Consider the following 12,694-nt stretch of genomic DNA (forward strand, 5'->3'; position numbering starts at 1 on the left):
ATAAATAAATGATTTTCTTTTCATCTCCGGGCCTATATCATAGAATAAGATTAAGAAGGATTTTCAGGAGGTTTTTGACTTGGCAAAAAAGAATCAATTTGAAACAGATGTCATTCATGCGGGGTATAAGCCATCCGATCATCTGGGCAGTCTTGTTCCGCCCATTTTTCAAACTTCGACATATACATTTCCATCCGCCGAAGAAGGAGAAAGACGGTTTGCAGGAGAATCGGACGGACATATTTACTCAAGGCTGGGAAACCCGACTGTGACCGCTCTTGAGGAAAGGATGACCGTTCTTGAGCAGGGAGGGGCAGCGCTTGCATTTGCTTCAGGAATGGGGGCGGTCAGCGCTACGCTTTTCCATTTGACGAATACCGGCGACCATATCTTATGTTCTGACGGAATTTATGGATGTACATTTGGCCTTTTACAATTAATGAAGAAAAAATATGATATCGACCATGATTTGATTGTCATGGACAGTGAAGAAACGGTCAGAGCGGCTATTCGTGACAATACGAAAGTGATTTATGTTGAGACGCCTATCAATCCAACAATGAAGCTGGTTGACCTTGAAATGATTGTAAGCATTGCAAAGGAACGCGGCGTACGTGTTGTCGTTGACAATACATTTTGTTCACCTTATCTGCAGCGGCCGCTTTCCTTGGGATGCGACTATGTTGTCCACAGTGCTACCAAGTATATCGGAGGCCACGGTGATGTAGTTGCAGGTATTGTCGTAGGCGCTGATAAAGAGGAGATAGCGGAGATGGGCGTCACGATGAGGAAGGATATTGGGGGAATTATGTCTCCATTAGACGCCTGGCTGCTGCTGCGCGGCTTGAAGACATTAGCGGTGAGGCTCGACCGCCACTGTGAAAACGCCGAAAAGATCGCTGACAAATTAAAAGCACACCCAAAGGTTGGACGAATGTTCTACCCTGGAGATCCGGATTTTCCCCAGTATGAGCTTGCCAAAAGACAAATGAAGCTGCCGGGAGGAATGATCAGTTTCGAAGTCAAGGGAAGTAAAGAGGATGCTCAGGCCATTTTAAACCGGGTGAAACTCATTCGCCTTGCTGTCAGTCTGGGTGATACCGAGACATTGATTCAGCATCCGGCGACAATGACTCACTCTGTTGTCCCTGAAGAGGAACGGGAAAAAATGGGGATCTCTGACACATTAATCAGAATGTCCGTCGGCCTTGAAGCATGGGAAGACATTTGGGAGGATTTGAAGCAGGCCCTGGACGGAATTTGATAGATTATGAACCTTGCCATTTTCATTTGAAATAAGCAAGGTTTTTTGGATATCTCTGTTTTTTTATAGTAACGAAAGTTTTTTATTGTAACGAAAAATAATGAGCTTTATAATTAATAAATGTTCAGTCGTGGTTTGTTGAATGACTTACTGGGATTGGTTCCAAGTGTCATACATTGATCTATGACTGGGTAATCCGTAGTTACGATAAATGTGAAATTGTAAAAGCGCGGAGATATGCGAGGAGGAAAAAGTATGAATGTGTTAATATTCGATAGCCCCAAAGAAGCTACAAAAGCCGCTTTTGACATTGTTATGGAACGTTTGGAAGCAGGACTGAAAACAATCGGGCTGGCCACAGGAAGCACCCCTTTAAAACTTTATGAAAAACTCCGCAGTACGGATATTGATGTATCACATGTAACGACTGTCAATTTGGATGAATATGTCGGGTTGGAGCCGTCCGATCCCCAGAGCTATAACTACTATATGAATGAGGAATTGTTCAAATATATGAATTTTTCAGCAACATATATTCCTAATGGTGTGGCTGAGGATCTGGAAAAAGAGTGTGAGCGCTACGAGGAAATTCTTAAAAACCATCCTGTTGACCTCCAAATATTAGGCATGGGGCCAAACGGCCATATAGGGTTTAACGAGCCGGGCACCTCCTTTGATTCAGTGACGCATATTACTGAGTTGACACCATCTACGAGAGAGGCCAATAAACGATTTTTTGATAAAGAGGAAGATGTTCCTACGAAGGCTATTACAATGGGCATTTCCTCCATCATGTCCGCTAAAGAGGTTTTGATGCTCGCCTTTGGAGAAGCCAAAGCGGAAGCGGTAAGAAGAATGATCGATGAGCCTGTTACGGTTGACTGCCCTGCCTCTGTCCTGCAAAACCATTCAAATGCTGTCATCATTCTGGATAAAGAGGCAGCAAGCAAATTAGAGCGCAATAAATAAAGAAAAGCGCAAGCGCCTTGCCCATCGACGTACAGACTGGAGTGCCTCCGACGAGATAAAGGAAACACGGCGAGGAACGAGCCGATGTTGACTTATCGTAGGAGGAGGTGCGAAGTCTGCTAGTCGATAGGCGCTGGAGCTAGACAACAAAAGGCTTTGTTCAAAATTTTAAAGCTAAAACATCTTATACTTTCTTACTTAGTAAGAAAAAGGCCGGGGCCTCTGATTTGAGTATCCGGCCTTTAGTATTTTATTGCTGAAGTAAACCAATGAAAATATATTTGATAGCTTTTTTTCGTGAGATATTTTTTATGGCGGCTTTATCTAATTTATAAAGGTTCAATGGGGTGATGAACGGCGCCTGTTTTATTGCCTCTCGCTGATCAGTCGCGTAAAACTCCTCTGCTTCTGCGCCTTCTGTAATTGCATAAAGGTTGCCCACTTCCAAACCTGTAGCAACTTTCCGCTTTTCAACAATCCCCTTTTCGTTCAGTATCCAAATATAAGATTTTTCCCCATTACTCCGAATGCTTTTTCCAAGAACGGCGGGAACGTCGTTCGCTTCTTCTAAGATAATATCTGCTGTCACATGGTAACCGATATGTACATCTTCGTCTTCTTGTTCAAAAGTGGCTGTAAAAGGGTAAAGGCTTTTATCATTATGGTCCGATCCGTTGGCTGGCAGCTTAACGATCTGGCTGATTTCCCCTGTTAAGCGTCCTTTAAATAAATTGGAAAGGATATTCACTGCCATCCCTTCGTTTACTTGAGAAAGCTGTTCCTCGCTGAGCTCTCCCTTGAACACTGTTTCATCAGATGCGATCGTTATGACTTTTGGTGAATCCGGGTTTATTTCCTTTACAATCCCTGTGATAGGGCTTGTAATTGACAGGTTATCCTTATCACTTAAATACGAATCCTTTTGTTGCTCGAGTTTTTTTATATCAGCTTCAATCTTTTCCATTTCCAATGTTTTTTCTCCGATTTCTTTTTCAATGGCCTGCTTCCATTCGGCCTGATTAAAGTCGTCCCGAAAGATGTCAAGTAGAAGTCGAGAATCGATATCATAATCTTTATAAGAATCCGTAGAACGTGGATTCGGTGTAACAGGAGGGGTCATTGATTTTAAATTATTGATCAGGGATTGGATACTGTTTTTCTTAGATTGCAGGCTCTCTATCTCTCCATCCAGCATAGCGGTATGACGGTCAATGTCGTCACTTTGATAATTAAATAAAGGAGTACCTTCTTCGACAAAATCTCCTTCGTTTACATAGAATTCCTCTATGGTTTCATCCTTTTCGGCCATTACATAGTATGTTTCGGCTTCCGCAATGACACCATCAACAGGCATTGAATCAACAATGTCCGTTTCCCTGATTTGGGACCAGTCTGTAATATGATTAATGCGGCTGACTTTGCTTTTCTCTCTGCCGATTAGCGTAATGTTTGCCGTTAGAAAAATGATTATTCCCAATACAACTGCTAAACGAAGCCACTTATTCATTGTCACAGCACACTTTCATTATAAGATCTTTTTAAAATTAAGAAATGCGAGAAACGCCGTACCGAGCCAAAATATGACATGGATGCCAAGGATGATAAAAAACGATGTCAGCCGGCGGCGGCTGCTTAAAATTCGCAAACCGTAAAGCTGGATCGAAATCACCCAAATTTTAAATAAAGAGATACAGCCAAGAAAATAAATTAAAAATCGTTTATCAGTGATGTAATGAGCAGCCGGCCCGAGGGAAAACGGGGATGAAAACCAAGGAAGGTTCATTTGCACGGCCAGTACAATGTTGACAATCTGCTCCAATAGGAGAATTGGAAGTATAAAAGCTTGCAAAACAACGAGTTTAGGATACGGGGCATCTGTAAGCGTCCAAAACCAGAGCGCTTGAAAGAAGATAACCAAGGCTGCATAAAGAAGCCCCTGAATAAAGCGGCCCAAAACAAAATAGCTTTTAAGCCATTCAAACACCCCGCCCGGAACCGCCGTCAACTCAGATGAAATAACATGCGAGCCGATACCAGCAAGCCCTGAAACGCTGAAAACAAGAGCACTTAAGAAAAATAAAAGCAAAATATTAGGCCGAAGTCCATAAACAGCCTCTGCTTTCTCCAATTGGAATAAACTTCTATTTGGATAAAACAAGCCTTTTAATATCCTTAACTGATAAATCAATCTGAAATCACCTGTCTCAAAACCATCGATTTCTTTTCATTTTACCTCATAATGTCCGTTTTTGTAATCTGCAATATGAGAATATGACTTTAGTTCGTCGAATCCAGTAGAAATACGGACGCAGAACTCCATAATTTGCAGACTGAAAATTCCGCTGAAAAAAATTTAAAAATGCTCAAAATGGAGAACGTTGGCATGACCGCAATGTAAACGGATACAGGTTTTTTTGCCGGTTTTCCAACAGCTACAAGATTCTGAAAAATGGTTGACGAAACAAATAATCAGCGTTATGATTAGGAACAATATATTACATCCACAAACGACAAATGTGCGAGAGGGGCGAACAAAGGTGAGTGAGCAGTGGATATTCCTCAACGGCAGCTATGTGAATAAAGAAGAAGCCGTTATATCGGTATATGACCATGGATTTTTGTATGGGGATGGTGTTTTTGAAGGAATCCGTTCTTATGGCGGCAATATTTTTCGCCTGAATGAGCACCTTGTCCGCCTTTATGAATCCGCAAAATCCATTATGATTGATATACCGTATACTCAGGAGGAAATGACACAAATTCTTGTGGAAACTCTCCGAAAGAATAATCTGAAAGATGGGTATATTCGCCTGGTCGTTTCTCGTGGAGTCGGAGATCTTGGACTGGATCCGGCAAACTGCAGGAAGCCATCTGTGATTGTGATTGCCGAACCGCTTCGGATTTTCCCTCAAGAATTGTACGATTCAGGAATCGAAATCGCAACAGTGGCCACCCGGCGCAACCGTTCGGATGTACTCAATCCAATGATTAAATCTTTAAACTACTTAAATAATATTCTCGTAAAAATAGAAGCAAACCTTGCCGGCGTACAAGAAGCATTAATGCTGAATGACCAAGGGTACGTGGCTGAAGGTTCCGCTGATAATATATTTTTAGTAAAAGGTGATAAGCTGTTAACCCCTCCGGGGCATGTCGGTGCGCTCGTGGGGGTTACCCGAAATACCATCATCGAGATTGCGGAAGAGAAAGGCTATGAAGTTGAAGAAGCGATGTTCACAAGACATGACGTTTATACAGCGGACGAAGTCTTCCTGACAGGAACGGCAGCGGAAGTCATTGCTGTTGTAAAAGTGGACGGACGTGTCATCGGAGAAGGCAGGCCGGGTCCTGTGACAAAAGATCTGCTTGCAGCTTTTCGGGAAGTAACTTTGACAGATGGAGTAAAAGTTTACAGCGAATCATTACATGTCAGCTAAGATTAGAGGGGGATGACGATGCGAAGTGATATGATAAAAAAGGGGATCGATCGTGCCCCTCACCGAAGCTTGCTTTATGCTACCGGTATTAAAACAAAAGATCTGGACAAACCATTTATTGGTGTCTGTAATTCATATATTGATATTATTCCGGGACATAAACATTTGAATGTCTTTGCGGAAGTTGTCAAAGAAGCGATCTGGGAAGCAGGCGGGGTACCGTTTGAATTTAACACAATCGGAGTGGACGATGGCATCGCGATGGGACATATCGGCATGCGCTATTCACTCCCGAGCCGCGAATTGATTGCGGATGCTGCTGAAACAGTCATTAACGCACACTGGTTTGACGGGGTCTTCTACATTCCGAACTGTGATAAAATCACACCCGGCATGTTGATGGCTGCATTCAGGACAAATGTTCCGTCAATCTTTGTATCCGGCGGACCGATGGAAGGCGGAACGTCTTCCGAGGGAGAACCGTTAACATTGACTTCGGTATTCGAAGGCGTCGGTGCCTATCATGCCGGAAAAATGACGGCCGAAAAACTATTGGACATTGAACAAAACGCATGCCCGACATGCGGTTCCTGTTCCGGAATGTTCACAGCCAACTCCATGAACTCTTTGATGGAAATGCTGGGTATGACCATTCCCGGAAACGGCACAATTGTTGCAACTTCAGATGAAAGGCACCGTCTGATCAAAGAAGCTGCCCGCCATTTGATCCGGATGGTAAAAGAAGACGTCAAACCAAGAGACCTTGTCACCGAACGCACGATTGACGATGCATTTGCGCTTGACATGGCAATGGGCGGATCAACCAATACCGTTTTACACACATTGGCTATTGCACACGAGGCAGAAATAGATTACGATTTATCTAGAATCAATGAAGTTGCGGAAAGAGTCCCATATTTGGCGAAAATCGCACCGGCTTCAGACTACACGATGCAGGACATCCATGATGCCGGCGGAATCAGTGCCATCATCCGCGAATTATGTGAAATGGGTGCGGTTGAAGCGGACCGTATGACAGTCACAGGCAAAACGGTTTACGAAAATGTAAAAGACAATGTGATTAAAAATCCTGAAGTCATAAGGCCGAAGGAAAATGCATATAGTCCAGTTGGGGGATTATCCATCCTTTATGGAAATATCGCTCCAAACGGCGGAGTCATCAAAGTAGGAGCGGTCGACCCGTCCATTAAAACTTTCCGCGGGAAAGCGATTGTGTTCGACTCACAGGAAGATGCGCAAAAGGGCATCAACGACGGAACTGTCCAGGCAGGCCATGTAGTGGTCATCCGCTACGAGGGGCCAAAAGGCGGACCCGGAATGCCGGAAATGCTCGCTCCTACATCGGCCATTGCCGGAAGAGGCCTCGGGAAAGAAGTTGCATTAATCACCGACGGGCGATTCTCCGGAGCTTCACGCGGCATCTCGATCGGACATATTTCACCGGAAGCTGCCGAAGGCGGACCGATTGCATTGGTTGAAAACGGCGATGAAATCTTCATAGACTTGGTGAACCGTACCATTCAATTGCTCGTAGATGATGAAGTATTGGCCGAACGGAAAAAGCAATTAAAACCGTTTGAACCGAAAATTAAAAAAGGATATTTGGCAAGATATTCGAAGTTAGTTACATCCGCAAGCACAGGCGGAGTCATGAAAATATAAAATTGAAGGCAATGATAAGGAAAAAGTGGGTGAAGCCCTGCATTTACAGAGAGCCGGTCATGCTGGAAGCCGGCAATGCAGTCATTCGCGACATCGCCTTGGAGCCGGAATTCTGAAAGCGAAAGCGACTAGGAATTCACGGGGATGCTTAGGAGTTCCCGTTATCAATGAACAGCACGAAAGCTGTTCTTAAGTCAGTGATTGACACTGTAAAGTAGGGTGGTACCATGAAAGTTTTTTCATCCCTGCATAAAAGGTTCTCCTTTTGTGTGGGCTGAAAAAACTTTTTTTTATTAGAAAAGCGCAAGGCGCCCGCCTATCGGCGACAAGCACAAGACGAATTGCGAGGAGGCGGCTTTTCAGCCACCACAGCAATTCGGCTTGTGACCTCGAGCCGATGGCGCCTGGAGCTAGACACAATTCCTTAAGTTGTAAAGAAATTAGGATATTTACATTTAGCAAATACACTAAAAAATAAAAATTGAAAGGAAGGCGCTAGTGGTGAGCATAGGTTTCCCGATGAAAACAGGCAGCCAACAATCAGACACGGCCGTGAAGGAACAAGTGAAGACAGGGGCAGACTTGTTTATTGAGGCATTACAGAAAGAGAACGTAGAAATCATTTTCGGCTACCCGGGGGGCGCCGTACTTCCGATTTACGATGCATTATATAAGAACCCCATCAAACACATTTTGACAAGACATGAACAGGGGGCCATCCATGCAGCGGAAGGATATGCACGGGTAACCGGTAAACCGGGTGTTGTCATCGCAACTTCCGGACCGGGTGCCACCAACCTGGTTACAGGTATCGCAGATGCGATGATGGATTCCATTCCTCTTGTTATCTTTACAGGACAGGTAGCAAGTCCTGTTCTTGGAACAGATGCATTTCAGGAATCCGATATTGTCGGAATTACAATGCCGATCACAAAACATAACTACCAAGTGAAGAAGCTTGAAGATCTTGGACGCATCATCAAAGAGGCGTTCTATATCGCCAATAGCGGAAGGCCCGGTCCTGTATTGATTGATATCCCTAAAGACATCGCAACAGAAACGGCCGGAAAATACCCGGATGAACCGCTTCATTTGCCGGGCTATCAGCCGACAACGAAGCCGAACTATTTACAGCTTCAAAAACTTGCCAATGTCATGTCGGCAGCTAAAAAACCGCTTATCTTGGCCGGTGCGGGCGTTATTTTTTCAAAAGGCGCCGATGATTTAAAAGCATTTGTCGAAAAAACCGGGTTTCCGATTACAAATACTCTCCTGGGCCTTGGAAGCATTCCCGGCGACCATCCGCAATTCCTGGGAATGGCTGGCATGCACGGAACGTACGCATCCAACATGGCCATCACGGAATGCGACCTGCTGATCAACTTCGGAGCGCGTTTCGATGACCGGTTGACCGGGAACCTGAAACATTTTGCACCGAACGCAACAGTCGCCCATATCGACATCGATCCGGCGGAAATCGGCAAAAATGTTCCGACAGAAATCCCGATTGTTGCGGACGCGAAGGAAGTCTTGAAACAGCTTGTTGAAATGGACTTCAAATTGCCTGATATTTCTTCCTGGACTGAGCATATCCAGGAATACAAGGAGAAATATCCGTTTAAAAAACCGGTCTCCAACGAAAATGAGCTTTCTTCACCGCATGTCGTCAAAATGATCCATGACATGACCGGCGGCGATGCCATCGTTACAACGGACGTTGGGCAGCATCAAATGTGGGCCGCCCAATATTACGGATTCAACGGGCCGAACCATTGGGTTACATCAGGAGGGCTTGGCACGATGGGCTTTGGTTTCCCGTCAGCAATCGGCGCCCAATTGGCCGATCTTGAAAAAACGGTCGTATCCATTTCAGGTGATGGCGGATTCCAAATGTGTCTTCAGGAATTATCTGTTGTCAGAGAATTAAATCTTCCAATCAAAATTGTCATCTTAAACAACAAGGCCCTAGGAATGGTACGCCAATGGCAGGAGAAATTTTACGATGAGCGATATTCCCAATCCCTCATCCCTGACCAGCCAGATTTCATCAAGCTGGCTGAAGCGTATGGAATAAAAGGATATAAAGTTGAAACTGAGCAAGAGGCCAAGGAAGTATTTGAAAAAACGCTGAACAGCAAGGAACCGGTTTTGATCGACTGCCGCGTCGTACAGGATGAGAATGTATATCCAATGGTTGCACCAGGCACAGGACTACATGAAATGATCGGGGTGGGAGAATGAAACGCGTTGTATCTTTGACAGTCAACAATAACAGCGGCGTGTTAAACAGAATTACCGGGCTGATTTCAAAAAGACAATTCAATATTGAGAGCATCTCAGTAGGGCCTACAGAAAACCCAAATATTTCCAAAATGACGCTGATTGTTCCGATCGACGATCCGGCCAAAATGGAGCAGCTCTCAAAGCAATTGCAAAAGCAAATTGACGTACTGAAAGTGACAGATATTACCGACAAAGCGGTGACCCGGGAGCTGGCACTGATCAAAGTGTCTTGCCCGCCGCCGGTTCGCAGCGAGGTATACAGCATTATCGAACCGTTCAGGGCAACCGTCATTGACATTGGAAAAAATATCATCACCGTCCAAGTCACTGGCGAACCTTCAAAAGTCGAAGCATTCATCGAACTATTGAAGCCATATGGAATCAAGGACATTTCCAGGACAGGGGCAACCGCCTTTGTCCGGGAGCAGCAAAAGCAAGACGCACCACAATTATCAATTTTACAATTATAAAAGGAGATGGATTTAAAATGGCAAAAGTTTACTACAATAACGAAATCAATGAGGCAGTACTGCAAGGAAAGAAAATCGCAATCATGGGTTATGGTTCCCAGGGACATGCACATGCAAGCAACTTGAAAGAAAGCGGATTTGACGTAATCGTTGGGGTAAGACCAGGTAAGTCTTTTGAGCAGGCTCAAGAAGACGGACACGAAGTATACACTGTCAAGGATGCAGCTTCCCAAGCGGACATCATCATGATTCTTCTTCCGGATGAAAGACAAACAGTTGTCTATGAAAATGAAATCAAACCGGAATTGACTGAAGGAAAAGCATTGGCATTCGCCCATGGATTCAACATCCACTTCAGCCAGATTGTTCCACCAGCAAACGTTGATGTATTCATGGCAGCACCAAAAGGTCCTGGCCACTTGGTAAGACGTACATTCCAGGAAGGTGCAGGCGTACCGGCTCTGTTCGCTGTTTACCAAGACGCTTCAGGAAATGCAAGAGACATCGCTTTGGCTTATGCAAAAGGAATCGGAAGCGCCCGTGCAGGCGTATTGGAAACTACTTTCCAAGAAGAGACAGAAACAGACCTTTTTGGAGAGCAGGCAGTTCTTTGCGGTGGTACGACAGCTCTTGTAAAAGCGGGTTTCGAAACACTCGTAGAAGCTGGGTATCAGCCGGAAGTGGCATACTTTGAGTGCCTGCACGAATTGAAATTGATCGTTGACCTTATGTACGAAGACGGATTGGCAGGTATGCGCTACTCCATCTCTGATACAGCGCAATGGGGAGACTTTGTATCCGGCCCGCGTGTAATCGATGCTGATACAAAAGAGCGCATGAAAGACATCCTGGATGATATCCAAACAGGAAAGTTTGCAAAAGGCTGGCTGCTTGAGAACCAATTGAACAGACCTGAATTCAACGCCATCAACCAACGTGAAAGTGAGCACCTCATTGAAAAAGTCGGTCAAGAACTTCGTGAAATGATGCCGTTTGTCAAAGCAGGCAAAAAGAAAGCCGGCAAGGAAGTGGTAACTAGTGAGAAAAATTGACATCTTTGATACAACGCTTCGTGACGGAGAGCAGTCGGCAGGGGTCAACTTAAACACAGCCGAAAAGCTTGAAATAGCGAAGCAGCTGGAGCGCTTTGGAGTGGACGTTATGGAGGCGGGATTCCCCGCCGCCTCTCCTGGCGACCTGGATGCAGTCAGGCAGATTGCTTCCACGATCAAAAATTCATCTGTCACCGGATTGGCACGCCTTGTCAAATCAGACATCGATGCAGCATGGGAAGCCCTAAAAGTGGCTGAATGCCCAAGACTTCATGTCTTCATTGCGACATCGCCCATCCATATGACTTATAAATTGAAACAGACACCTGAACAAGTCGTCGAAACAACAGTTCAGGCGATCAAATACGCAAAACAGTTTTTCCCGATCGTTCAATGGTCTGCAGAAGATGCGTCCCGTTCAGACCCGGATTTTCTTGCCCATATCGTGGAACAGGCGATTAAAGCAGGCGCTTCGGTCATTAACCTTCCTGATACAGTCGGATATGCAACACCCCAAGAATACGGGGCCATGTTCAAGTACATGAAGGAAAATGTTCCGAATGTCGATCAGGTGAAATTATCAACCCATTGCCACAACGACTTGGGAATGGCTGTAGCCAATACTCTGGCCGCCATTGAAAACGGAGCGGATCAGGTGGAAGGAACCATCAACGGTATTGGCGAAAGGGCAGGCAATGTTGCCTTGGAAGAAGTCGCGGTTGCTCTTTACACAAGAAAAGATGCGTATGACATTCAATCGGGTTTGACCTTGAATGAAATTAAGCGCACAAGCCAGCTTGTCAGCCAGTTGACTGGTATGGCAATCCAGGCGAATAAAGCTGTTGTCGGTAAAAATGCTTTCGCCCATGAATCGGGCATTCACCAGGACGGTGTCTTGAAAGAGCCGACAACTTATGAAATCATCACACCTGAATTGATCGGCGAAGAATCAAACAACTTGGTACTCGGAAAGCATTCAGGACGCCATGCCTTTAATGACCGTGCCAAGTCCATGGGATTCCAGCTTGACAAAGAAGCACTCAATCAGGCATTTAAAGAATTCAAGCAATTGGCTGACCGTAAAAAAGAAATTACATCTGAAGATCTTTGGACCATTTTGACCCAGCAGCAATTGAAAGATGAAGATGCTGCCATCTATGAACTGGAATCCGTTCAAGTACATTACGGTACGGAGGACAGCCCAATGGCCACTGCCCGCGTCAAAGTGCCCGACGGCAGGATACTGGAAGATGCCTGCAACGGAGCGGGAAGCGTCGAAGCCATCTTCAATACACTTGAGCGTATCATTGATGGAAAAGTCCATGTGTTGGATTACAGAGTTTCTTCCATCGGCAAAGGCCGCGATGCCCTTGGTGAAGCAGTCATCAACCTTACATTCAACGGCGAAGAATTTACAGGCCGGGGAGCAGCACAGGACGTATTGGAAGCATCTGCGAAAGCTTACTTGAATGCCATTAACAGAAACTTGCTTCAATCGAAAATGAAACAGCTTATTTCAACATCAGTTTAAAATAT

At 45.0% G+C, this 12,694-nt stretch carries 10 protein-coding genes and 1 other annotated feature; of the genes, 8 read left to right on the forward strand and 2 right to left on the reverse strand.

The window, feature by feature from the left end:
• Window positions 1–79: 79 nt before the first annotated feature.
• Complete coding sequence (gene megL / locus FS666_RS02040; RefSeq protein ID WP_144460105.1) at window positions 80–1,264, forward strand: methionine gamma-lyase; 1,185 nt, start codon at window positions 80–82, stop codon at window positions 1,262–1,264.
• A gap of 255 nt (window positions 1,265–1,519) precedes the next feature.
• On the forward strand, window positions 1,520–2,233 hold the full coding sequence (gene nagB, locus FS666_RS02045; RefSeq protein WP_144566808.1) for a glucosamine-6-phosphate deaminase: 714 nt from the start codon (window positions 1,520–1,522) through the stop codon (window positions 2,231–2,233).
• Window positions 2,234–2,483: 250 nt separating this feature from the next.
• Here the strand turns inward: nagB and FS666_RS02050 are convergent, their stop codons facing one another.
• Together FS666_RS02050 and FS666_RS02055 are read right to left on the reverse strand one after the other, a co-directional pair.
• Window positions 2,484–3,740: an efflux RND transporter periplasmic adaptor subunit gene (locus FS666_RS02050; protein ID WP_144460104.1), complete on the reverse strand. Its 1,257-nt coding sequence runs from the start codon at window positions 3,738–3,740 to the stop codon at window positions 2,484–2,486.
• Window positions 3,741–3,758: 18 nt separating this feature from the next.
• On the reverse strand, window positions 3,759–4,421 hold the full coding sequence (locus tag FS666_RS02055; protein ID WP_144460103.1) for a hypothetical protein: 663 nt from the start codon (window positions 4,419–4,421) through the stop codon (window positions 3,759–3,761).
• A 349-nt stretch (window positions 4,422–4,770) separates the two neighbouring features.
• Between FS666_RS02055 and ilvE the strand changes: the two genes are divergently transcribed.
• The 6 genes from ilvE (at window position 4,771) to FS666_RS02085 (ending at window position 12,689) form a co-directional block, all read left to right on the forward strand.
• Entirely contained in the window at window positions 4,771–5,670 is a 900-nt protein-coding gene (gene ilvE / locus FS666_RS02060) for a branched-chain-amino-acid transaminase (protein ID WP_144460102.1), read from the forward strand.
• Window positions 5,671–5,688: 18 nt separating this feature from the next.
• Window positions 5,689–7,353 carry a dihydroxy-acid dehydratase gene (gene ilvD, locus FS666_RS02065; protein WP_144460101.1) on the forward strand — a complete coding sequence of 555 codons (1,665 nt, stop codon included), beginning with the start codon at window positions 5,689–5,691 and terminating at the stop codon, window positions 7,351–7,353.
• Window positions 7,354–7,355: 2 nt separating this feature from the next.
• Window positions 7,356–7,603: a binding site (T-box leader), on the forward strand.
• 269 nt (window positions 7,604–7,872) lie between these two features.
• Complete coding sequence (gene ilvB, locus FS666_RS02070; protein WP_144460170.1) at window positions 7,873–9,594, forward strand: acetolactate synthase large subunit; 1,722 nt, start codon at window positions 7,873–7,875, stop codon at window positions 9,592–9,594.
• Window positions 9,591–10,106 (forward strand): acetolactate synthase small subunit, encoded by a 516-nt coding sequence (gene ilvN / locus FS666_RS02075; protein ID WP_120070760.1) that lies wholly within the window; start codon window positions 9,591–9,593, stop codon window positions 10,104–10,106. The genes ilvB and ilvN overlap by 4 nt, the downstream gene beginning before the upstream one ends.
• Window positions 10,107–10,123: 17 nt before the next feature.
• Window positions 10,124–11,158, forward strand: coding sequence for a ketol-acid reductoisomerase (gene ilvC, locus FS666_RS02080; protein WP_120070763.1), 1,035 nt, complete (start codon window positions 10,124–10,126; stop codon window positions 11,156–11,158).
• Window positions 11,145–12,689: a 2-isopropylmalate synthase gene (locus FS666_RS02085; RefSeq protein ID WP_144460100.1), complete on the forward strand. Its 1,545-nt coding sequence runs from the start codon at window positions 11,145–11,147 to the stop codon at window positions 12,687–12,689. The genes ilvC and FS666_RS02085 overlap by 14 nt, the downstream gene beginning before the upstream one ends.
• The last annotated feature ends 5 nt before the right edge of the window (window positions 12,690–12,694 follow it).

Source organism: Siminovitchia fortis, assembly GCF_007681465.1.
GTDB lineage: Bacteria > Bacillota > Bacilli > Bacillales > Bacillaceae_C > Siminovitchia > Siminovitchia fortis.

Coding starts and splice junctions, on each gene's coding strand:
- ilvD (WP_144460101.1), top strand. CDS start 5,689: ATGCGAAGTGATATGATAAAAAAGGGGATCGATCGTGCCCCTCACCGA.
- ilvN (WP_120070760.1), top strand. CDS start 9,591: ATGAAACGCGTTGTATCTTTGACAGTCAACAATAACAGCGGCGTGTTA.
- nagB (WP_144566808.1), top strand. CDS start 1,520: ATGAATGTGTTAATATTCGATAGCCCCAAAGAAGCTACAAAAGCCGCT.
- ilvB (WP_144460170.1), top strand. CDS start 7,873: ATGAAAACAGGCAGCCAACAATCAGACACGGCCGTGAAGGAACAAGTG.
- FS666_RS02050 (WP_144460104.1), bottom strand. CDS start 3,740: ATGAATAAGTGGCTTCGTTTAGCAGTTGTATTGGGAATAATCATTTTT.
- ilvC (WP_120070763.1), top strand. CDS start 10,124: ATGGCAAAAGTTTACTACAATAACGAAATCAATGAGGCAGTACTGCAA.